This window comes from Halococcus salsus (assembly GCF_009900715.1).
Lineage (GTDB): Archaea > Halobacteriota > Halobacteria > Halobacteriales > Halococcaceae > Halococcus > Halococcus salsus.
Window position 1 is genome coordinate 1,004,886 of record NZ_JAAAJC010000001.1, and the last position, 21,878, is coordinate 1,026,763.

General features: G+C 69.5%; 17 protein-coding genes. 11 read left to right on the forward strand and 6 right to left on the reverse strand.

The features are described 5' to 3' along the window. Nucleotides 1-17: 17 nt before the first annotated feature. Nucleotides 18-503, reverse strand: a complete 486-nt coding sequence (locus GT355_RS05290; protein WP_160133646.1) for a DUF8163 family membrane protein — start codon at nt 501-503, stop codon at nt 18-20. A gap of 274 nt (nt 504-777) precedes the next feature. Here GT355_RS05290 and GT355_RS05295 point away from each other — a divergent pair, with 274 nt between their 5' ends. Then, complete coding sequence (locus GT355_RS05295) at nt 778-2,529, forward strand: LolA family protein (protein ID WP_160133647.1); 1,752 nt, start codon at nt 778-780, stop codon at nt 2,527-2,529. 278 nt (nt 2,530-2,807) lie between these two features. After that, nucleotides 2,808-3,437 (forward strand): HAD family hydrolase, encoded by a 630-nt coding sequence (locus tag GT355_RS05300; protein WP_160133648.1) that lies wholly within the window; start codon nt 2,808-2,810, stop codon nt 3,435-3,437. A gap of 80 nt (nt 3,438-3,517) precedes the next feature. Here GT355_RS05300 and GT355_RS05305 read toward each other — a convergent pair whose 3' ends face one another. After that, entirely contained in the window at nt 3,518-4,963 is a 1,446-nt protein-coding gene (locus tag GT355_RS05305; RefSeq protein ID WP_160133649.1) for an MATE family efflux transporter, read from the reverse strand. 323 nt (nt 4,964-5,286) lie between these two features. Here GT355_RS05305 and GT355_RS05310 point away from each other — a divergent pair, with 323 nt between their 5' ends. Next, the gene (locus tag GT355_RS05310; RefSeq protein WP_420825959.1) at nt 5,287-6,072 is read left to right on the forward strand and encodes a DUF7388 family protein; all 786 of its coding nucleotides are present in this window, start codon (nt 5,287-5,289) and stop codon (nt 6,070-6,072) included. A 52-nt stretch (nt 6,073-6,124) separates the two neighbouring features. Here GT355_RS05310 and GT355_RS05315 read toward each other — a convergent pair whose 3' ends face one another. Together GT355_RS05315 and GT355_RS05320 are read right to left on the reverse strand one after the other, a co-directional pair. Continuing rightward, a complete protein-coding gene (locus tag GT355_RS05315) occupies nt 6,125-6,793 on the reverse strand; it encodes a nucleotidyltransferase family protein (protein WP_160133651.1) in 669 nt (222 codons plus the stop codon). After that, nucleotides 6,790-7,998 carry a molybdopterin molybdotransferase MoeA gene (locus GT355_RS05320; RefSeq protein ID WP_160133652.1) on the reverse strand — a complete coding sequence of 403 codons (1,209 nt, stop codon included), beginning with the start codon at nt 7,996-7,998 and terminating at the stop codon, nt 6,790-6,792. Before GT355_RS05320 ends, GT355_RS05315 begins: the two co-directional genes overlap by 4 nt. A 210-nt stretch (nt 7,999-8,208) precedes the next feature. On the opposite strand from GT355_RS05320, the gene GT355_RS05325 reads away from it, so the two are divergent. The 7 genes from GT355_RS05325 to GT355_RS05355 all read left to right on the forward strand — a co-directional run bounded on the left by GT355_RS05325 (nt 8,209) and on the right by GT355_RS05355 (nt 16,167). Then, entirely contained in the window at nt 8,209-8,874 is a 666-nt protein-coding gene (locus tag GT355_RS05325; RefSeq protein ID WP_160133653.1) for an SRPBCC family protein, read from the forward strand. Nucleotides 8,875-8,876: 2 nt separating this feature from the next. Beyond that, on the forward strand, nt 8,877-9,392 hold the full coding sequence (locus tag GT355_RS05330) for a (2Fe-2S)-binding protein (RefSeq protein ID WP_160133654.1): 516 nt from the start codon (nt 8,877-8,879) through the stop codon (nt 9,390-9,392). Nucleotide 9,393: 1 nt separating this feature from the next. Next, the gene (locus GT355_RS05335) at nt 9,394-11,832 is read left to right on the forward strand and encodes a xanthine dehydrogenase family protein molybdopterin-binding subunit (protein WP_160133655.1); all 2,439 of its coding nucleotides are present in this window, start codon (nt 9,394-9,396) and stop codon (nt 11,830-11,832) included. Next, a complete protein-coding gene (locus GT355_RS05340; protein ID WP_160133656.1) occupies nt 11,832-12,719 on the forward strand; it encodes an FAD binding domain-containing protein in 888 nt (295 codons plus the stop codon). The genes GT355_RS05335 and GT355_RS05340 overlap by 1 nt, the downstream gene beginning before the upstream one ends. Nucleotides 12,720-12,791: 72 nt before the next feature. Then, nucleotides 12,792-13,724 (forward strand): AAA family ATPase, encoded by a 933-nt coding sequence (locus tag GT355_RS05345; protein ID WP_160133657.1) that lies wholly within the window; start codon nt 12,792-12,794, stop codon nt 13,722-13,724. After that, the gene (locus GT355_RS05350; protein ID WP_160133658.1) at nt 13,721-15,034 is read left to right on the forward strand and encodes a vWA domain-containing protein; all 1,314 of its coding nucleotides are present in this window, start codon (nt 13,721-13,723) and stop codon (nt 15,032-15,034) included. Before GT355_RS05345 ends, GT355_RS05350 begins: the two co-directional genes overlap by 4 nt. After that, on the forward strand, nt 15,031-16,167 hold the full coding sequence (locus tag GT355_RS05355) for an XdhC family protein (RefSeq protein ID WP_160133659.1): 1,137 nt from the start codon (nt 15,031-15,033) through the stop codon (nt 16,165-16,167). Before GT355_RS05350 ends, GT355_RS05355 begins: the two co-directional genes overlap by 4 nt. 26 nt (nt 16,168-16,193) lie before the next feature. Here the strand turns inward: GT355_RS05355 and GT355_RS05360 are convergent, their stop codons facing one another. Continuing rightward, nucleotides 16,194-17,633 carry a DUF58 domain-containing protein gene (locus tag GT355_RS05360; RefSeq protein WP_160133660.1) on the reverse strand — a complete coding sequence of 480 codons (1,440 nt, stop codon included), beginning with the start codon at nt 17,631-17,633 and terminating at the stop codon, nt 16,194-16,196. Between the two features lie 140 nt (nt 17,634-17,773). After that, a complete protein-coding gene (locus GT355_RS05365; RefSeq protein ID WP_160133661.1) occupies nt 17,774-19,933 on the reverse strand; it encodes a hypothetical protein in 2,160 nt (719 codons plus the stop codon). A gap of 160 nt (nt 19,934-20,093) precedes the next feature. On the opposite strand from GT355_RS05365, the gene GT355_RS05370 reads away from it, so the two are divergent. After that, a complete protein-coding gene (locus GT355_RS05370; protein ID WP_160133662.1) occupies nt 20,094-21,869 on the forward strand; it encodes an acyl-CoA dehydrogenase family protein in 1,776 nt (591 codons plus the stop codon). The last annotated feature ends 9 nt before the right edge of the window (nt 21,870-21,878 follow it).

Sequence of the window (21,878 nt, forward strand, 5' to 3'; positions counted from 1 at the left end):
CCGGCCGTGCGACGGTCTCACTCACGCTCGACCAACCCCAGTCGAACCCGTTCGTACCGGTGGGCCGCGTAGAGGACCAGTGCGAGCCCGGCGACGAACGCGCCGCCCGTGAGCGGGACCGAGTCCGTCGTGCGGAAGACCAGCCACGTCAAGCCGCCGACGGCGACGCCCGCGACGAGCGTCGCCACGACCGAACGTACCGGCTCCGCGTGGTCGACGAGCCCGGAAACGAGGACGAGACACAACCCGGCTTCGGCGAGGGCGAAGTCGGTCACGGGGCCGTCGAACGGAAGCAGGCCGACGAGCACGACCTGTCCGAGCGCGAACGCGACCGCCGTGCCGAACAGGTACTGCCCCGCACCAACCGCGACCGCGACGAGCAGCCCGAGAGGACCGACCAACAGAACCGTCGTCGCCGTCGCGACGAGCACCCCGAGCGCGGCGAGTGATCGCCGTACGCGCGGGTGGCGATCGACCCCGGTGGCGCGAACGGTAGCACTCACTTCACGGGCTCCCGGAACGGTCGCTGGGAAGCGGAGCGGTTCACGTGTTCGAATCCACCCAGGACGGCTTATTTTTTGCCCTTCCCGTTACGAAAAACGGGCCGCGTTCGGGGTCGAACACCCGACACGAGCGGCGGAGCCGACCGGAACGTCGGTCGGATCGATCGTTCGACGACACATCCCCGGAGCGTTCTCCCGGGATACATCGTTCGTTCTTTTCTCCCGACCCGAAGTTTTATAGAGGTTATAGTAGATAAAACAACTGATGATATCAATGAAGCAGCTGGGCGCGATAGTGGTCGCGCTCGGTCTGCTCACCGTCGCGGTTCCGGCCTCGGGGGTCTCCTTGTTCGGCGGCGACCAGGTCGCGAACGCGGCGAGCCCACAGGCGGACGTATCGAACGGCGCGAACGCACAGGTCGAGTCGACGGTGACCGAAACCGCCAACGAAACGACCGCAACCGCCTCTGACACGGCGACCGAAACCGCCACCGCAGCCGGCACGGCGACTGGGACGGCGTCCGGAGACGGTGACCGGACGTTGCTCGACGTCTATCAGGACGCACGGACGTCCTACGAGGGGCTCCACGACCTGAGCGCGACGGTCGAGAGCGAGACTGTAGTCTCGAACGACGCCGGGAGCCAGTCCTACAACGCGAGCGCGAACGTCTCGTACAAGGCACCCGATATGTTCCGGCTCGACGTCCTCGAACCCGAGGCCCAGGCCGGCACCATCGTGGCCTCGAACGGCACCGCGGTGATGTACTACGACCCCGCGACCGACACCACGACGGCGATCCCGGCCGCGGAGCTCACCGGTGACGTCTCGCCGGCGAGCACGATGGGTGGAGCGGCGGGCGGCGTCTCGCAGGCCGACGCGATGGGCATGAACGCGAGCGCGATGGGGATGGGTGACCCCTCGGCGATGCTGGCCGACAGCGACGTGACCTACGAGGGGACCGAGATGGTCGACGGCTACACGACCGACGTGGTCGCCATCGAGAGCGAGAACGAGTCGCTCGGCTACACCGCCTCGGCGACCGTCTACCTCGACCGGGCGTCGAGCGTGCCGGTGAAGGGCGTCTCGAACGTCACCCTCACGACCGAGGGTGAGACGACCACGATCAACACCTCGTTCCTCGTGAGCGACCTCGCGGTCAACGCGGGCATCCCGAACGCCACCTTCGACCTCGCCGACGGCGACGTGACGCCGGTCGAGGAGCGGCCGATGCCCCAGAACGCGACGTACTACCAGGTGGACTTCGTGACGGGCGAGCCGATCGAGGAACTCCGGAGCGACGAGGGCTACTACACCCCCGATAGACTGGTCCGCTTCGCGCACGGCAACACCGATTCGGGCGTCACGCGCGTCTCCGACGGCGAGTTCGTGACCGACGAAACGGTGGCCGACCGGATCGAGAGCGAGGACATCGCGGTCGAGGACGACACCGCGACGATCACCTTCACCGTCAGCGAGGGCGAGCCGATCGACCTCACCCTCGCGAGCTACGAGAAGCCCGGCCCCGGCTGGAGCCCCCAGACCGAGGCCGACCAGGTGTTCGTCGACAGCGACACCGAGACCTTCGAGTCGGGAACCCACACGCTGACCGTCGACCTCCCCGACGAGAGTACGGAGGACTCGACGGTGACGACCACGGCGACAGCGACCGAAACGGAGACGACGGCGGCAGCCGAGACGACGGCGACGGCAACCGAAACGATGGAGACGGAGACGCCGACGTCGAGTGCAACGGACACGGCGACGGCGACCGAAACCGCGACAGCGACCGATACGGCGGCGGCGACCGACACTGCAACGGCGACCGAAACCGCGACGACGACCGAAACCGCGACGGCGACAGCAAGCGCCGCAGCGGCGAGTGATGCTTCGGGCGACGACCTCAACTGTGACGATTTCCCGAGCCAGGAAGCCGCACAGCAGAACCTCGAGAACAATCCGAGCGACCCGAACCAGCTCGACGGTGACGACGACGGCGACGCCTGCGAGTCGGGTGTGGACTCGTAGTCACGAACCGAATCGGACGAACCGAACGTTTCGAGGGGATACATCGGATTTCGGTCGGGATCGCTCGAACCACGTTCTGCTCGCACGTTTCTCACACACCGTTTCGGATGAACGACCGCTCTCGCTTCGTGCGCCGTTCGTCCTCATCCGCTACGACCGGCGTCCCGGCTCTCACTCTTCTCTCGACACCAGTGAGTGCGCTGGGGCGGAACGAATGGATGCATAGCGGGGTGTGGAACGGCGGAAGAACTATCTCATCGCTGGCAATTCGATAACGAATGAGACTCGTCCTCGATTACGGTGGCGTCCTCGCCGACCACGTCGACGAGCGGGAGTACGCACACCTGCTTGGCGTCTCCCCGGACCGGGACCCCTACCCCGGCTGGTTGGCCTACTACCTCTTTCGGACCGGGTTTCTGGACACCGAAGCCCAGTACGTCGACCTGCTGTCGACGCTGACCGGCGCGACCGAGGCGGACTGTCGCGAGTACGTCGAGCGGACGTGGCTCGATCCAGCGTTTCCGGCGGAACGCGTGGAACTCCTCACCGAACTGGCGACCCAGCACTCCCTCGTGTTGCTCGGCAACATGGTGAAGCCCTGGGTCGAGTCGGTGCTTCGGGACCACGGGGTCCGGGACTGTTTCGATGCGCTCCTGGTTTCGAGCGAGCTGGAACGGCCGAAGCCACATCCGCGGGGCTACGTCCGTAGCATGGAGGGGACGAACGAGACGGTCGTGATGGTCAGCGACGAGTTCAACGAGGACCTCCTGATGGCCCAGTGTCTCGGGATGACGACGGTCTGGGTCGAGAACGAGGACGACGAGGAACCGTACCGGCGGCCCGACTACACCATCGAGGATTTCACAGTGCTTCCAGCGGTCCTCGATCGGATACGGCGTTCGAACTGAGCGAACGATCACTTTCCGATGAGAGGCGGTTCGGCGGCGAGCGCGCCGGTCGGTGGACTTCACAGGGTCCGGGCCCGTCCTCAGTCGTCGGCCGGGCTCGCACCGGGTCGGTAGCTCCGACTGACGCGCTTCCACTCGCCGGTGGCGAGTCGGTAGTAGTTGAGGGCGGCCGGCACGGTGGTCTCGGCCGCGAAGGAGAGGTAGATCCCCCAGACCCCGAGCGGCGTCGTCGCGCCGAGGTAGGCCAGCGGGATCGCGACGAAGAACGTTCCGACCGCCTGGCTCGCGAACGGCCAGCGCGTGTCGCCGCTCGCGTCGAGCGGGCCGGCAGCGCCACCCGTGACCCCCTGGAAGACGATGGCGATACAGGCCGCCGAGACCATCGAGACCGCGAGCGGGATCGCGGGGCTGGTCGGGTTGTCGACGAACGCCCGGACGATCGGTTCCGAGAGGACGAACACCACGGCCGCCGAGAGCAGGTAGACGCCGACCGCGAACCGGACGATCTCGAAGCCGTAGGCCTCGGCGGTCTCCTCGTGGTTCTGGCCGAGTTCCTGACCGACGAGGCTGGAGGAGGCGAGCCCGAAGCCCCAGCCGGGCGTGTTCATCAGCCCCCAGATCCGTCTGGCGATGACGTAGGCGGCGACCACCTCGGTGCCGAAGAGGCCGACGATCGCGAGCATCGGGAACTCCGCGACGGTCCAGACGAGGTTGCGACCCATCACCGGGGTGCCGATATCGACGAGCTGCGAGACGAACTCGCGGTCGAGGTACGACCCCAGGGGGTCGATCCGGACGGGGAACTCGCCGATGCCGGGGAACCGGCCCGCGACGAGCCCGGTCGCGAACACACCGCAGACGACCGCGTTCGAGACCACGGTCCCGATGGCCGCACCGACGACACCCATCCCGAGCCCGAAGATCAGCGCCGCGTTGATGAGGCCGTTGGCGACCGCCCCCGCCGACCGGAGGATCATCGGTGTGCGGGCGTCGTTGAAGCCGATGAAGACCCGACTCCCGATGAGGTTGAGCGCCGCGAACGGCACGCCGAGCGAGACCACTTGGAGGTACGACGCACCGAGCGCGGCCGCTCGCGGGTCGCTGGTCATGAGCCCGACGAGGTCGGGCGCGAACACCCAGAATATCGCGACGATCGGGAGGGTGAGGCCGACGACGACGGCGGTGCTCGACCGGACCGTCTGGCCGATCCCGTCGTGCTCGCCCGCGCCGTAGCGCTGGGAGACGAGCGCGATCGTGCCCGCGGCGATCCCGCCGCCGATGGCGAAACCGAGCCCCCAGAACGGGCCGGCGAAGCCGACGCCCGCGATGCCCGCCGAGCCGACCGCGATGCCGACCATCGCGACGTCGACGGCGTTCTTCGACATTCTGGCGATGCCGGTGACGATACGGGGCCACGCGAGATCAGTGGTCCGGCGCGCACGTTGCCGGTCGATGATCCCGAGCCAGGACAGCACGAAACCGACGGCCGAAACGAGAAACCGGATAGGGTTTGGAACGGATAGCAACACCCTCCCTACCCGATCGCGACGTAAAGGCGTTTCAGTATGATTCGTATATACTGTACAAATATGGATGAAAACTTGGTGAAATTCCGAGTTACATCCTCACACGGACCGGTTTTCTCCGATTTTATATCACGATCTATTTTGTTGTCGGTCGACACGTCTCGTCGATCGGCGGCCATCGACGGAGTTTAGGGCCGCCACCGGCTCGTGGGACCATGGTCGCACAGACGATGGATCGTGTTCCGCGATAGCCGTCCCGACCGCCGCCCGTTCTCCCGTCAATCGTGTGGTGAGCGGCGGTGACCGGCATCGCCACCTTCTCGATGGCCGGCTTCGACGGGGTCGCGCTCAAACCGACCGAGGTCGACCTCGACCGGGTCAGCCTCGACGGGGTCGAAAGGGCGGTGATCGACTACGAGGGTCGCGAACGGGTCCCGAGTTCGGAACGACTCGCCGACCTCGCGCAGGGGACCGACCTCCGGGTCACGACGCCGGTCCGTGCCGACGGCTTCGACCCGCTGGGCGACGACCGGCTCGCGGCCCGCCTCCCCCCGAACGTGGGTCGGGTGGTCGTCGCCGGCAACCCGGCGTATCTCTCGGCGAACGAACGGAGTCGTGCGATCGCGCCACGACTCGGCGCGGCCCGCGAGCGCTCGCCGGGCGCGTGGGTCGGCACCGAGGGCGTCGAGCGGATCGCGCTCGCGGCGGGTGGCACACAGTTCGAGCTCCTCGAACCCACGACCCTCCGCGAGGTGCGAGCGCTCCGCGCGGCGGGCTTCGAGGGCGGGATAGCCGTCTACGCACCGGTCGTCTTCAGCGAGGACGAGGACGTCCTCCTCGACGCGCTCGGTGGCTACGTCTCCCGCCGGGGCTCGGTCGCGGCGTCGCTCGATGCCGCAGCCGACACGTCGGGGGCCGCCGCGGACGGCACCGCGACCGACGCGACGGCCACCGGTCGGTCGCGCTCGGTGTTGCTCTCGGCCACCGAGGGGTTCGCGCTCGCGGGCCCGCCCGAGACGGTCGACGAACGAGTCGACGAGCTCCGGGCCGCCGGCGTCGACGTCCTCGTCGGCTATCCGGCGCGCGGGCCGACCGCGTTCGGCCACTGACGGCTGACCGACGAAGACATCACAGGAGAGCTTCCGTCCGACCACTGGTCCCTCAGCCCCGACCGGCGAGGTCGTCGCGGGTGTCGACATCGGCCCGGACGCCCCGGTCGTCGGTCTCGACGACCGCCCCGCGGTCGGCGTCGAGGAGCACCGGTTTCCCACCCACGTCGCCGCGGACCGCGCGGAGCGCCGGGAAGTGCCGCTCGTCGAAGAGCACGGGGTTCCCGCGGCGGCCGTCGTGGCTCGCCGCGATCGCATCGGCGAGGCCTGCCCGATAGGCGTCGACGAGCAGGTCCACGGTTTCGGGGTCGACTCCCGGCATATCACCTGGGAGGAACACGACCGCGTTCGCCCCGACCTCGGCCGCCGCGTCCACGCCCGCCCGAACGGACGTCGAGAGCCCACGTTCGTAGTCGGGGTTCGTGACGAATCGAAGGTCCTCGGAATCGCCCTCATCCTGGGCGAGCGCGTCCCGAACCGCCGCCGCGTCGCAACCGAGCACCGCGACCAGCCCCGAGAGCCGGGCGTCGCGGAGGGTGCGGGCCGCGTGGCGGACCAGCGGTTCGCCGTCGACGTCGGCGAGGAGCTTGTTCGCCACGCCGAACCGGCTGCTGGTACCCGCGGCGAGGAGCACCCCGACTACCGTCGGATCCGCGGACCGCTCCACATCGAGTGCGTCCCGCACCGTGGCCGGCGAGAGCCGACGGAGGTCGTTGGTCATTCGACCACCGAGTACGGGACGACCTCGATAGTTTCGTCGGATCCGAGCGACGAGTCGGTGAGCACGAAGCCGTCGGCGAGCGTGGCGCGCGTGCTCGCGGCGACGAGCCCCGCCGCGAACCGCTCCTCGTAGAGCGGGAGCGGCGAATCGACGTGCCCGAGCGGCATCGCCGTCCGGCCCTCGTCCCCGACTTCGAGAATCACTGGAACGGCGTACTCGATCCCGTCGTCGGGGACCGAGACAGCGCGGGCGAATTCGGCGGTCGTCGTCGGCATCGCCGTCCTGCCGACGAACAGCGCCCGAGCGACGAGCACCGCGGCGGTGTGGGCCGCGATGGGCTTGCCCGGCAACCCGACCACCGGGGTGTCGTTCACCAGTGCCGCGGTCACGGGTCGGCCCGGTCGGAGCGCCACGCCGGCGAACAGCCGCTCGTGGTCGGCGAGTACGTCCGAGACGTGGTCGGCGGCCCCGACGCTCGTCCCGCCGGTGGTGAGGACGGCGTCGTGGTTGGCGGCCGCGTCGGTGATGGCGCTCGCGACCCCATCCGGATCGTCCGAGACGGTCCTCGGAGCCGACGGCTCGCCGCCCCACCGACGGACGAGGCCGGCGAGGAAGCCCGAGTCCCGGTCGGGCTGGCGACCCTCGTGGATCTCGGTACCGGTGGCGACGACGGCGACCGACGGTGGGCGGCGGACCCGAACCGACTCGACCCCGACGTCGGTCAGCAGCGCCGCGTGTCGCGGGGCGAGCCGGTCGCCGGCCGCGAACAGCCGCTCGTCCGCCGACGCGGTGGTTCCCCGACGGATCACGTTGGTGCCCCCCGCGAGACCGGGGTCCGTGAGTCGGTCGTCCGCCACGGTCGCGTCCTCGCGCGGGACGACGGCGTCGGCCCGCTCGGGCAGCGGTGCACCGGTCGCGACCGCGACGGCTTCGTCGGGGTCGGTTCGTGGGGGGGCGTCCTCGGGGGCGACGCTGCCGACGACCGTTCGCGAGCCCTCGTCGGCGGCCGCGACGGCGTAGCCGTCCATCGTGGCGTAGTCCGTCGGCGGCACGTCGCGGGGCGAGCGCACCGCCTCGGCGAGCGTTCGACCGGCGCTCTCGGCGGGTCCAACGGATTCGGTCGGGAGCGCCCCGAGGAACCCGGACCGGTGTTCGAGGAGCCGGTCGACCGCGGTCGAGCGCGCCACCATCTCGAGTTCGACCATGACACGGTTACGGCGAACCGGCGGAATACGCTGTCGGCGTCTCCCCGGCCGTCGAACCCAGCTCGATCCGCCGTCGCCCGTGGGGACGACTCCGCCCTCGGTCGGTCGTGAGAATAAGGCGCGCCTAAACTATCAGGATCGACACTAATCTTTTTGTCTTCGAAGGCCGCAGTAGCACGAAGGCAGCGCGTCCTGCCGAGGATACCTGACATGGAATTCAATGGGACGTTCGAACTGGAGGACACCACGGTCGACGAGGTCTGGCTCGCGCTCTCGGACCCGGTGATGATCGAGAACGCGCTTCCGGGCTGTCAGTTCCTCGTGCCGGTCGAGGACGAGGACGTCGACTTCGACGCGCTCCGCGAGGAGCACGGCGATAGGGACGTCGAACCGACGTCGGACCCGGAGGTGATCGCGAACCGCGCGTTCGAGGAGGGGCAGACCTACGCCACGGTGATCGGCATCAGCATCGGGCCGGTGAACCCCACCTTCGAGACGGTGGTGACCATCGATCACCGCGAGCAGCCGGAGATGAAGGCCTCGGGCGAGGGCTCGGCGGGCGACAGCTCGTTCGAGATGAACGCCTGGATGGACCTCGACGGGACCGACGACGGTGTCGAGGTCGACTGGCGCGCCGAGGCCGAGGTGTTCGGCCGGATCGCGTCGATGGGCCAGCGCGTCATCAACCCCGCCGCGAACCAGGTCGTCAAGCGGTTCTTCTCCTCGGTCCAGAGCGAGATCCGCGACCGGGAGATCGCCGACAGCGAGGCGATCGACGCGGACGAAGGCGAGGTGGACGACGCGGCGGCGGAGACGGAGGCATCGAACGACGGCGGCATCGTCGATCGGATCCTCGGGCGGTCACGGAGTAACTGACAATGGCAGAACACGACATCGAACTCAGCGTCAACGGCACGGCACACGAACTCAGCGTGGACTCGCGAACGTTGCTGGTCCACGCGCTCCGCGACGAGCTCGGCTATACGGGCACGAACGTCGGCTGTGAGAGCTCGACCTGCGGGGCCTGTACGATCCACCTCGACGGCGAGGCGGTGAAGTCCTGTACCCTGCTCGCGGTCCAGGCCGACGGCCGCGAGGTCACGACCGTCGAGGGGCTCGCCGAGGACGGCACCTACGCCCCGATCCAGGAGGGCTTCCAGAAGGAACACGGCCTCCAGTGTGGGTTCTGTACGCCCGGGATGATGCTCGCGGCGAACGACCTCCTCGCGCGAAACCCGGACCCCAGCGAGGAGGAGATCCGGGAGGCGATCGAGGGGAACCTCTGTCGGTGTACTGGCTATCAGAACATCGTCAACGCCGTCGAGTACGCCGCCGACCACATGGACCAGGAGGTCGCGGCCGACGGTGGCAGCGACCGCGTGGAGGGCGAGTGAGATGGGTATCGAGACCATCGAATCGAAGGACATCGACGCCGAGGCCGTGCTCGGGTCGGCGGTCGAGCGCCGCGAGGACCCCGCGCTGATCACCGGCGAGGCCGAGTACACCGACGACATCCAGCGGCCGAACATGACCCACATGGCGGTGGTGCGGAGCCAGTACGGTCACGCGACGATCGAGGGCATCGACACGAGCGCGGCCGAGGAGCTCGACGGCGTGCTGGCCGTCTACACCGGCGAGGACGTCGACGTTCCGGGGATGATCCCGACCGGCTGGCAGCTCCCGAGCCTGAAGAACCCGGACCGACCGATGCTCGCGACCGACCGGGTACGCCACGTCGGCGAGGCGGTCGCCGTCGTGGTCGCGGAGGACCGGTACACCGCGAAGGACGGCGTCGACCTCGTCGACGTTGACTACGACCGCCAGGACGCGACCGTCGACCAGAGCGACGCGCTCGACGACGACGCACCGCGGGTCCACGAGGAGTTCGACGACAACGTCGCCTTCGACTTCGAGCTCGGCGACGAGGACGCCACGAACGACGCCTTCGAGAACGCGGCCCACACCGCCGAGGTCGATCTGGAGAACCAGCGGGTGATCCCGAACGCGATGGAGCCGCGGGCCGCGCTCGCGGAGTACAAACCCAGTTCGGGCGACCTCGAACTCGACCTCACCACCCAGAACCCCCACCTCCATCGGCTGTTGCTCCCGGGCGTCATCGACGTCCCGGAGCACAAGATCCACGTCCGCGCGCCCGAGGTCGGCGGCGGGTTCGGGAGCAAGTCGCCGCTCTACCCGGACGAGGCGCTCGCGTCGTGGTGTTCGATGCAGGTCGAGCGACCGGTGAAGTGGACCGCGACGCGTTCGGAGACCTACCAGACCGACGCGCAGGCGCGCGCCCACCAGACCACCGGCGAGATCGCGATGGACGAGGACGGCACGATCACGGCGGTACGGGTGAACACGATCGCCAACATCGGCGCGTACCTCTCGATCTTCGCCGCGGCGATCCCCACGGTTCTGTACGCACCGCTGCTCTCGGGTCAGTACGAGATCCCGTCGATCTACTGCAACGTAGTCGGCTCGTTCACCAACACGGTCCCCGTGGACCTCTATCGCGGCGCGGGCCGGCCGGAGGCGCTCTTCGTGGTCGAGCGGCTGATCGACCTGGGGGCGCGCGAGGTCGGCATGGACCCCGCCGAGTTCCGGCGGCACAACTTCATCGGCTCCGACGACTTCCCCTACGAGACGCCGGTGGCGGTCACCTACGACAGCGGCGACTACGAACCCGCGCTCGACAAGGCCCTCGACCTGCTCGACTACGACGACCTCCGCGAGCGCCAGGAGGAGCTTCGCGACGAGGGTCGGTACCTCGGCGTCGGCTTCTCGAGCTACATCGAGGCCTGCGGGCTCGCACCCTCGAAGATCGCGGGCTCGCTCGGCGCGCAAGCGGGCCTCTGGGAGAACGGGCTGGTCCGGATGCACCCCGGCGGGAAGGTCACGGCGTTCTGTGGTACCTCCGGACACGGTCAGGGCCACAAGACGACCTACGCCCAGATCGTGGCCGACGAGCTCGGGGTTCCCTACGACGACGTCGAGATCGTCGAGAGCGACACCGACGAGGTGCCCGAAGGCCGGGGGACCTACGGCTCGCGGTCGGCGGCGGTCGGCGGGAGCGCGCTCTCGACGAGCGCGGGGAAGGTCGTCGAGAAGGCACGGAAGATCGCCGCCCACCAGCTGGAGGCCGACGAGGCCGACATCGACTTTTCCGGTGGTGAGTTCAGCGTCTCGGGCGCACCGGACCGTTCGATGACCATCCAGGAGGTCACCCAGCAGGCCTACCTCGCCCAGGACCTCCCCGAGGGGATGGAGCCGGGGCTCGAGGAGACCGCCTTCTACGACCCGGAGAACTTCGTCTTCCCGTTTGGGACCCACGCCGCCGTGGTCGAGGTCGACCCCGAATCCGGCGAGATCGAGTTCGAGAACTACGTCGCCGTCGACGACGTCGGCCCCCAGATCAACCCCAAGATCGTCGAGGGCCAGATCCACGGCGGGGTCGCCCAGGGCGTGGGGCAAGCGCTCTACGAGGTCGCCGAGTACGACGACAACGGCAGCCTCGTCACGGGGTCGATGCAGGACTACACGGTGCCGAAGGCCGAGCACGTCCCTCACATGGAGACGGACCACACGGAGACGCCGTCGCCGCACAACCCGCTCGGCGTGAAGGGTGTCGGCGAGGCGGGCACCATCGCGGCCCCACAGGCCGTGGTGAACGCGGTCGTGGACGCGCTCGAACCGTTCGGCGTCGACCACATCGACATGCCGCTCACGAACGAGTCGGTCTGGCAGGCGGTGAACGACAGCGCCGTCGCGGACGGCGGGACGACCGACGAAGCGAGTCGTGACGACGACGCCGACGCGGGAGGTGCGAACTGATGTTCCCCGACGAGTTCGACTACTACGAGGCCGAGAGCGTCGCGGAGGCGATCGAGTTGCTCGACGAACACTTGGACGAGGAGACCGAACTACTCGCCGGCGGTCACAGCCTGCTGCCGGCGATGAAGACGGGGCTGTCGAGCCCCGACGTCCTGATCGACATCAGCGGCATCGAGGGGATGACGGGCGTCGAGGTCGACGGCGACACGCTCGTGATCGGCGGGATGACGACCTACGGCGCGATCCTCGAAGCGGAGGAAGTAGCCGAGCACGCCCCCGCGCTCGAAGAGGCGGTGGCGTGGGTCGGCGACGTCCAGGTCAGAAACCGCGGCACCATCGGCGGCAACCTCGCCCACGGCGACCCCGCGGCGGATCTACCTGGGGCGGCGCTCGCCTCGAACGCCACCCTCGTGGTCGAGGGCCCGGACGGCGAACGCGAGGTACCGGCCGACGACTTCTTCTTCGGGATGTACGCCACCGACGTCGGTCCCGACGAACTCCTCACGCGCGTGGAGATCCCGGTGGCCGACGGCGCGGTCGGCGCGTACGCGAAGAAGGCGAGTCCATCGTCGGGCTACGCGATGGTCGGCGTGGCCGCGCTGCTCGACATCGACGGCGACACGATCGAGTCCGCCCGCGTCGCCGCCAACGGCGTGATGGACCACGGGGTCCGGCTCGAACCCGTCGAGGAGGCGCTCGTCGACGGCACGTTCGACGCCGACACCATCGAGGCCGCCGCCGACCACGCGGGCGACGACCTCGACGTGGACCTGATGATGTCGGACCTCCAGGCCTCGAACGAGTTCCGCGCCCAGCTCCTCGAGGTCTACACGAAGCGGGCGCTGACCGGCGTCCACGACGCCGCCGACCGGACGGCGGCCGACTGATCGGCGGGACCCCGGTCCGCCGCGGTCCGGGCGAGCGAGGGAGCTACATTCCTTGACGACGAAGGGGACACCATGAGCGAACGGCCGACGGGGTTCACCGAGGCGACCGAGGCCGAGGTCGGGGCCGCGTTCGACGCCACGGGATACGTCGCCGACGACGAGATCGTGACGACGACGGCGCTGTCGCTTCGGCTCGGCAAGCCGCTGCTCGTCGAGGGCGAACCGGGAGCGGGAAAGACCGAACTCGCGAAGGTGCTCGCCGACGGCTTCGACACCGACCTCGTTCGACTCCAGTGTTACGAGGGACTGACAGCCGAGAGCGCGCTCTACGAGTGGAACTACACCAAACAGCTCCTCGCGACGCAGACGGCCGACACGGGGGAGGCTGGATCCGCTGCCGACGATCCGGACCACTCCGTCTTCACCGAGGAGTACCTGCTCGAACGCCCGCTGCTCCGGGCGCTCCGAGCCGACGGCGACCGTCCCCCAGTACTCCTGATCGACGAGGTCGACCGCGCCGACGAGGAGTTCGAGGCGCTGTTGCTCGAAGTCCTCTCGGAGTTCCAGGTCACGATCCCCGAACTCGGGACGGTCCGGGCGGCGACCCCACCGGCGGTGGTGATCACCTCGAACCGGACGCGCGGGCTCTCGGACGCGCTGAAGCGCCGGTGTCTCTTCCTCCACGTCGAACCGCCGTCGTTCGAGAAGGAGCGCGCGATCCTCGAACGGAAGGTCCCGGAACTCGACACCGCGGTGGCCGCCGAGCTCTGTGCCGCGGTCGGGCGGCTCCGCGAGGAACCTCTGTTGAAACCGCCGGGGGCGGCCGAGACCATCGACTGGGCGCGTGCGGTGGCCGCGTTGCGTGACGGGTCGGACGAACCCCTCGATCGCGAGACCGTCAGAACCACGCTCGGCTGTCTCCTGAAGGAGGTCGAGGACGTCGAGCGCGTCGACGACGACCTGCTCGGTTCGTTGCTCACCGCCGCGACGGAGGTCGACGCGTGAGCCCCGGCCGCAACGGGACCGAGAGTGGAGCCCCGCTCGCCGCCGCCAGCGACCACGTTCGCGACGAACTCGTGCGGTTCGTCCGGGCGCTCCGGCGGGCGGGCGTGGCGGTGCCGGCGAACGCGGGCGTCACGGCCGGGCGCGCGCTCGCCGACGTAGGGCTCGACGACCCCGACCGCGTCCGGGTCGCGCTCCGGGCGAGCCTCGTCGCCGACGCGACGGACCGCCCGACGTTCGACCGGCTGTTCGAGGCGTTCTGGCGGCGGCTCGCCGCCGGTCCCGATACCGCGGACGCAGCGGGGTGGACCGACGACGGGCCCGAGGGCGGACTCGCGTCGTTCGGGGCCGAACCGGCCGCCGGTGAGGGAGGAGCACAGGACGACGAGAACGAAGCCGACGAAACGGTCGCCGAACGCCACGTCGGAGCCGTCATCGGTCGCGAAACCACGGCTTCCGACGCCGACGGCGACGGCGCGACGACCGCACGGTACAGCCCGAACGGCCGGCGGACGGCGGTGTCGGCAGCCCACGCCAGCCACGAGTTCGGGACGGCGTTCGACACGCTCACCGAAAGCCTCGCGACGCTGTCGGGCCGGCGGTGGCGGGGGGGCGGCGACGAGCGCCCCGACGTCCGGCGCGCGCTCCGGGCCAGCGTCGCCACCGGCGGCACGGTGGTCGAGGTCCCGCGGCGACGACGCGCGCGGAGCGAGCTCCGTGCCTGTCTGCTCGTGGACGTCAGCCGGTCGGTGCTCGACGTGGTGGACCGCTCGTTCCTGCTCGAGTTCCTCCGCCGCGCACACGAGGCGTGGCGCGAGGCGCGGGTGTTCTTCTTCGACGACGACCTCCGTGAGGTCACGTCGGCGTTCGACGCATCGGACGAGCGCGCGCTCGACGCGCTCTCGCGAGCCGAGGCCGAGTGGGGCGGCGGCACCCGGATCGGCGGCTCGCTCGCCCGACTCCACGAACGCGCGTCGGACGCCGTCTCGCGCGACTCCGTAGTGTTCGTGGTCAGCGACGGGCTGGAGATGGGCGACGTCGAGACCCTCGAACGCGAGGCGGCGTGGCTCTCGCGGCGGGCGCGGGCGGTGTTCTGGTTGAACCCGCTCGCGGTCTCGCCGGAATACGAACCCACGGCGCGCGGGATGGCCGCCGCGCTACCCTATCTCGACGGGTTGTTCGCGTTCGCCGGCCCCGACGACCTCGCGGAGCTGGCGCGCCAGCTCGACCGGCGGGGCCACCACGGCCGTATCGGCTACGAGTACGACCCACGACGGGTCGAAGCGACTCACGAACGGAGACACACCGCATGACCACGACCGACTGGAGCCTCTCGGAGACCGACGTACTGTCCCGCGTCGGCGACGCGCTCGCCGACGACCGCGACGACGTGCTCGCGACGGTGATCGACGTCGAGGGGAGCGCCTACCGACGACCGGGTGCGAAGATGCTGATCCGGCCCGACGACACCGCGGGGTCGATCACCGCGGGCTGTCTCGAAGACGAGGTCGCGCGGGTCGGCGGCGAGGTCCGCGAGTCGGGCGAGCCGCGTATCGAGACCTACGACCTCACCGGTGGCGACGACGCGCTCTGGGGTCACGGCATGGGTTGTAACGGGATCATAACCGTTCTTCTCGAACCCGTCGACGAGCGCCACCGTCCGGTGGTCGAGACGGTCGCGGCCCACGAACCGGTCGCCGTCGCCACGGTCGTCGGCGGTGCGGGGACGGTCGGCGAGCGCGCGTGGTACCGCCCCGACGAGGGCTTCGCGGGTGGGCTCGACGAACAAATTCGGGAGGCACTCGCCGGGCCGGCCGCCGAACTCCTCGGCGACGGCGGGGCGGACGTCGTCGAGGTCGAGACCGACGACGGACCGATCGAGGTGTTCGTCGACGGGATCGACGTCCCGCCGCATCTCGTGGTGCTCGGGTCGGGCCCCGACGTCGTTCCGGTCGTCGACCTCGCCAAACGCGTCGACTTCCGGGTCAGCGTCGTGAGCTTCCGCGGTGCGCGCGCGAACCGGGAGCGGTTCCCGGGGGCCGACGCCGTCCTGTCGAGTTCGCCGGCCGCCCTCGGTGACGACCTCTCGTTCGACGACGAGACCTACGTCGTGGTGATGACCCACAACTTCGTCGACGACGGCCTCGCGCTCGAAACCCTGCTCGACACGCGGGTGCCCTACATCGGGTTGATGGGACCACGCGAGCGCTTCGAGGAGCTCCGCGAGGAGTTCGACGACGAGGTCTCGATGACGGGCGAGGACGTCGAGCGGGTTCACACGCCGATCGGCCTCGACCTCGGCGGCGATTCGCCCTACGAGGTCGCCTACAGCATCGTCGGCGAGGTGCTCGCGGTCGCCAACGGTCGGTCCTCGGGCCACCTCTCGGCGCGTGCGGGACCGATCCACGACCGCCGCGACCTCGACGCCGGGGTCGCCCCCGAGTAGTCCCGACCGTTCCACCCTACCGGTTCCTACTGCGTGTTTCGCGAACTCGCACGCCGGCGTGCGCTCGACAGGATGGCGTCGATCCGGTCGCGCGGGCCGACCTCGAACGCCGAGACCCGTCGCAGTCGTGCGAGTTCGAGCCGGAAGGACTCGAACTCCCGGTAGCGCTCGTAGCTGGCTTCGAGGTCGGTGAGGCCGCCCGGTTCGAACAGCGCCGACGGGGTGAGGAAGACGAGCACGCGACCGTCGCCGCGGCGGGCTAGCCTGACCGTCTCGCGGAGTTCGGCGCGGTTGGCGTCGTCGGTGAAGATCACGGTCCAGACGGTGCCGCTCAGCCGGGCGAGGTGGGCGCGGGCGGTCTCGAACAGCGGGTCGCCCCTGATGCGTTCGGCGTAGGTGTCGTCCGTCTCGAAGTACGGCCGAAGCGTGCGCCCGAATGCGTCGTCGCCGGAGAGGCGGACGGCGGCGCGCCGCGAGGTCGCCGGGCTGTGGCTCCCGGAGTCGCCGGCGGTCGTGGTGGCGGGGTCGGTCGCCGTGAGGTCGCGCAGTCGCCCCTCGATGAGCGAGTACTGCCCGACCGCGGGGTTGCGCCGGTCGGTGAGCCCCTCGTCGCCGACCGCGTAGTAGCCGAGCGGGTCACCGAACGACCGGACGCTGTCGACGAACAGCAACGCGACCTGGGTGGCGTAGTCGAGCTTCGTCTCGTTCGTCGGCCCGTCGGCCATCGTCGCGCGGTGGTCGACGAGCATCGCGGTGACGATGTCGGTCTCGATCTCGTACTCGCGAACGTAGGGCTCGCCCATCCGGGCGGTCGCCTTCCAGTCGATCCGACCCGCGGCGTCGCCGGCGACGTACTCCCGGAGCTCGCCGGGGTCGAGCCCGGCGTCGCGGCGGCCGCTCTCGCGCTCCCCGTAGGCGGCCATCAGCGGGTCGCCGCCTTGCCCGACGTGGACGTCGTGCGGACCGCGCGGTTCGACCACCATCGTCGGCGTGGACCCGCGTTCGAAGCGCTCGGTGAAACACCCGGCCGGACCGAGGACCTCGATCGCCGGCGTTCCGAACTCGTAGGTCCCGGCGACCGCCCACTCGAGGAAGACCGCCGTGCTCGCGGTCGTCTCGCCCGGTTCGAGCCGGACACGGCGGTCCTCGCGGTCCGTCCCGGTCGCGCTCACCGGCGGCGCGAGCTCGACGGTGACGGCGAGCGACGACGGCTCGGGCAGCCGTACGGCGAGCGTGACCGACGTCTCGCGCTCGGCGACGACGCGCTCCTGGGCGAGTACCTGCTCGACGACGATCGTGTCGGCGGTCCGCCTCGCCGCCCGAACGAACCGGTACTGCTCGACCGCCAGCCACGCGCCGAGCGCGGCCGCGCCGACCAGCAGGCGCGGGTCGGCGAAGGCGACGGCGAGGCCGACGAGAACCCCGCCGGCACCGACGAACCCCCAGCCACGGCGCGTGAGTCGCATGCGTCTACCTCGATAGCGCGATAGTTCAAGCTACTGGTCGTCCGAACGGATCGTGGACCTCGACGGTTCGGCGACCGGTGTGACGCGAATCGTGGTGAGAAGGGTCGTGCGCCGATCCGTGGCGAAGCGTGGCGAGCCGCTCACTCCCCGGTGTGCTCGTCCGATCCGTCCCCGGTGACCGTCTCGGCGTCGTCGATCGCGGTGCCCGCCGTCCCCTCCGAGAGGTCGTAGGGCGAGAACGCCGCCTGCTCGTAGAGTTCGGTGAGGCGGCCGAGGGCGGCACCCCGACGGTCCCCGACCGCGTTCCGGGCGGCGTCGAGGAACTCCCAGTGGGTGTAGGCCCCGCCGAGCCCGAGGTCGTTTCGGAGCTTCCGCCGGGTGGCCGCGTAGGCGGTGGCGACCGCGGCCGCCCGGTCCCCCGTGAACAGCTGGTGGTTCGCGGCGTCCAGGAGCGAACCCCAGTCCGCCGTGGTCTCGCCCGTGGACGACCCCCCCTCCGCGGCGGGGTCGGTCGTCGTCGACGCCTGATCGGCGTCGGAGCCGTCCCGGAGTCGGACGACGGCGTAACCGAGTCCCAGCACGAGGACGACCACCGGAACGCCGACGTACCACGGATGCTCGGCGAGGAACGCCAGGAGCTCCGCGAGGAACGTCGGTGTGGGCTGGGCGGGGACGTCGATTCGGAGCCTCGTCCGCGCGGTGGAAGCCTCGAGACTCGTCCCGACGCCGGCGTAGCGCGCGCCGACCACGATCGGAACCGTTCCCGTGCGCCCGGCGAACACCGACTCCGGAACCGAGACGTTCGCGTCGTAGCTCCCGTTCTCGTCGGTGGTCACCGTCGTCGTGGTGGTGTCGTTGACCGCGAGCGCCACGGACTCGTTACGGACCGCTTGGTCACCGTTCGTCGTGAGGCGACCCGCGAGGCGAACCACCGGCCCGCTCACGTTCGACCCGTTGACGGAGGTCTGCGTTGCGTCGACCGAGAGGGCCGTCGGCGTCGACCGAACGGTGAGGGGTATCGAGACGTTGTCCCGGGCGAGCGCACGGTCTTCGAGCGGGAGCGACACCCGAACGCTTCGCCGTCCGTCGTTCACCTCCTTCGGTAGCCGGGCCGAGAGCCGGAAGCCGCCGTTCGACGCCGTCCGCGCGCGGGTTCCGTCCTCGAATCGGAGCTCCTCGCCGTCGACCGAGACGGTGACCGGCATCCCCCCCGCACCGATACCGTCGACGGCGAGGCTTCCGTTGACCGTCACCAGCCCACCGTAGCTCACCGCGTTCGAACCGCCGGTCGCCCGCAGGGTCGGTTCGACCTGGCGGATGTCGACGGGCACCGCGGTCTCGTTGCCGCTGTAGACCGAGCGGTTTCGCGGTAGGTACTGGAGCGTCACGCGCTCGGTATCGAGCGGAGCCCGCGTCGGACGGTACGTGAGCCGGTAGACGCCTGTGGCGTTCGTCGTCGTGGTCCCACGGATCCGCCCGTCGACCCGAACACCAACGGTGCGGTCCGCGAGGCCGGTGCCGTTCGCGGCGGCGACGCGGCCGGTCACGCGAAGCGGCTCGCGGAAGGACATCACACGGTCCGCCCCCCGCGCGGTGACCGTCGTGTTGCGGAACTGCTCGATCGAGAGCGATGCGGCGGTCGTGGTGACGTTCCGGCTCACGTTCCGGGTCGTCCGCGTCGCCGGGCTGAGGTCGCGTCCCGTCCCGTTGGCGATGGCCCCGTAGTTCCGCGTCAGGTTACCGCTCGTCCGGTTGATGTCCGTCGCCAGGGTCTGTGCCCGACGGGCCAGTCGACGCGCCCGCTGGGTATCGCTGTCGTTCCGGGCGTCGTTGTACGCCTCGACGGTGTTCCGAAATCGCCGAACCTTCGAGGCGTACTCGGTCTGGTTCTCCCTGGTGCGCTCGAACGCGTTCGTTCGGTTGTCCCCCGAGTCGCTCTCACGGGTGACGTTGACGTAGCCGCTCAGCCACTCCGGATACTCCCCGTCAGACTGGTTGCAGGCGTCGTACTCGCCGACGGTGAGCCCCTCCGAGCAGTTGACGACGGTCTGACTCAATCGACCCGAAAACCAGCTCTGGAGCTCCGAGACGTTGCCCGAGGAGTCCACCGATTCGGGGTCCTCCTGCTGGACGCTCGTGTCGTTCGCCGGTGACGCGCCGTTACCGCGCTGAGGAACGATTTCGCTCGCGTCCTCCGGCGATACCGACGGAACAGCACCCGCGACCGGAGCGCCCACAGCCGCGACCAGGAGCACGCCGACCCAGACCAGCACCCCGGCGCGACGGTGTGTGAAACCCACACTGACGAGTCTCAATGCCCGGATAAAACTGCTTTCCTTCGTTTCGAAAAAAGAGGATGAAACCCCCCCCCAGGTGGCGGGCGAACTGGTCCGCGAACGCGTCTCGACCACCGGGGCCGGAGGGCGACGTTTATCACGCACTATCACCGACTACTCGGGGATGACGTCGGACCCGATCGACTACGCGCGTCTCGACGAGGGGCGGGAGTGCAACTACTGGGAGCTCGACCGGACTCTCCAGTTCGAGGCGCGGCGAGTCTACCCGGACGACGAGTTCGAGTGGGCCGAGGCGCTCCTCTCGGCGTTCGGCGAGCGCCTGGGTCACGAGATGGCCGACACCGCCGACCGGATCGACGAGGCGGGCCACGAACTCCGGTCGTTCGACAAGTACGGCGACCGACTGAACGAGGTCGAGTACCACCCCTCGATGCGCGACCAGGAACGGATCGCCTACGAGGAGTTCCGGGTCACACACGACGCGTTCCACGCCCCACCCGGTCGGGAATCACCCGTCGGGCTCTGTCACCCGCTGACGATGCAGGCATTGCTCTCGTACGTCGACATCGGCTTTTGCTGTCCCGTCTCGATGACCACGGGGGTCGCCATCGTGCTCGATCGGTTCGACGACGGACGGCTCGACGAGTATTTCGACGGGTTGACGGCCGCGACCCTCGACGACCACATCGAAGGCGCGATGTTCCTCACCGAGGAGCAGGGCGGTTCCGACGTCGGCGCGAACGAGGTACGCGCCGAGCCGACCGACGAGGCGGGCGTCTACGAACTCCACGGCGAGAAGTGGTTCTGCTCGAACATCGACGCCGAGGGCGCGCTCGCGCTCGCGCGGACACCCGACGCGCCCAACGGTGTCGCGGGGCTCTCGCTCTTCCTCGTGCCGCGCACCAAACCCGATGGCGAGGTCAACGACTCGCACTTCCGTCGGCTCAAGGACAAACTGGGAACTATCTCCGTGCCGACCGGCGAGATCGAGTTCCAGGGTGCGGCGGCGTATCTCGTCGGCGAGGAGGGACGCGGCTTCAAGTACATGTCCGAGATGATGAACTACGAGCGCCTCACGAACGCGATGGGCGCGGTCGGTGTGATGGGACGGGCGCTGCTGGAGGCGGAGGTCCGTGCCGCACGACGCGAAGCGTTCGGCAACCCGATCGACGAGTACCCGCTGATGCGACGCGATCTGGTGGGGATGGCCGTCGACTACGAGGCCGCCGCCGCGTTCTCGTTCGAGGCCGTACGACTCCTCGACGAACGCGAACGGGCGGGCGACGACTCGGCGGCCTACAAACTGCTGCGGCTGTTCGTTCCGGTCGCGAAGTACAGGACCGCCCGAATGTCGGTCGAGACCACCTCGTACGCGATGGAGGTCCTCGGCGGAAACGGCTACGTCCGCGAGCACACCACCGAACGGCTCCTGCGCGACGCCCAGGTCCTCCCGATCTGGGAGGGGCCCTCGAACGTCCTCGGGCTCGACGTCCTCCGCGCGCTGAACCGCGAGAACGCCCACGAGGCGCTCCTCCCGTACGTCGAAGGGAAGCTCGACGGGGTCGACCATCCGGCGCTGGAGTCGACGGTCGAGACGGTCGAATCGAGGTACGGGGAGCTCCAGGACGCGCTGGGAACGCTCGCGACGGAGGACGAGGCGTTCGCCCAGTATCACGCCAAGCGGCTCGCGGACCTCGTCTTCGACGTGGTGACGGGAGCGCTGTTGCTCGAAGAGGCGCAGTGGGCGATCGATACGGCGCAGGACGGTCGGAAGGCGCTCGTCGCCCGGCGATTCGTCGAGACCCGGTTCGGCGACGCGAGCTACGGGATCGCCGCCGACGAGCGCTTCGGGATGGCTGACGAGCAGTTCACCGCGGTCGTCAGGTACGGCTCCGTCGAGCCGGCGACGCTGCTCGACGGGATGGCCCCCGCCGAGTGACGACACGTT

Coding starts and splice junctions, on each gene's coding strand:
- GT355_RS05310 (WP_420825959.1), top strand. CDS start 5,287: ATGGCCGGCTTCGACGGGGTCGCGCTCAAACCGACCGAGGTCGACCTC.
- GT355_RS05315 (WP_160133651.1), bottom strand. CDS start 6,793: ATGACCAACGACCTCCGTCGGCTCTCGCCGGCCACGGTGCGGGACGCA.
- GT355_RS05300 (WP_160133648.1), top strand. CDS start 2,808: ATGAGACTCGTCCTCGATTACGGTGGCGTCCTCGCCGACCACGTCGAC.
- GT355_RS05355 (WP_160133659.1), top strand. CDS start 15,031: ATGACCACGACCGACTGGAGCCTCTCGGAGACCGACGTACTGTCCCGC.
- GT355_RS05345 (WP_160133657.1), top strand. CDS start 12,792: ATGAGCGAACGGCCGACGGGGTTCACCGAGGCGACCGAGGCCGAGGTC.
- GT355_RS05295 (WP_160133647.1), top strand. CDS start 778: ATGAAGCAGCTGGGCGCGATAGTGGTCGCGCTCGGTCTGCTCACCGTC.
- GT355_RS05335 (WP_160133655.1), top strand. CDS start 9,394: ATGGGTATCGAGACCATCGAATCGAAGGACATCGACGCCGAGGCCGTG.
- GT355_RS05330 (WP_160133654.1), top strand. CDS start 8,877: ATGGCAGAACACGACATCGAACTCAGCGTCAACGGCACGGCACACGAA.
- GT355_RS05320 (WP_160133652.1), bottom strand. CDS start 7,998: ATGGTCGAACTCGAGATGGTGGCGCGCTCGACCGCGGTCGACCGGCTC.
- GT355_RS05340 (WP_160133656.1), top strand. CDS start 11,832: ATGTTCCCCGACGAGTTCGACTACTACGAGGCCGAGAGCGTCGCGGAG.
- GT355_RS05325 (WP_160133653.1), top strand. CDS start 8,209: ATGGAATTCAATGGGACGTTCGAACTGGAGGACACCACGGTCGACGAG.
- GT355_RS05370 (WP_160133662.1), top strand. CDS start 20,094: ATGACGTCGGACCCGATCGACTACGCGCGTCTCGACGAGGGGCGGGAG.
- GT355_RS05360 (WP_160133660.1), bottom strand. CDS start 17,633: ATGCGACTCACGCGCCGTGGCTGGGGGTTCGTCGGTGCCGGCGGGGTT.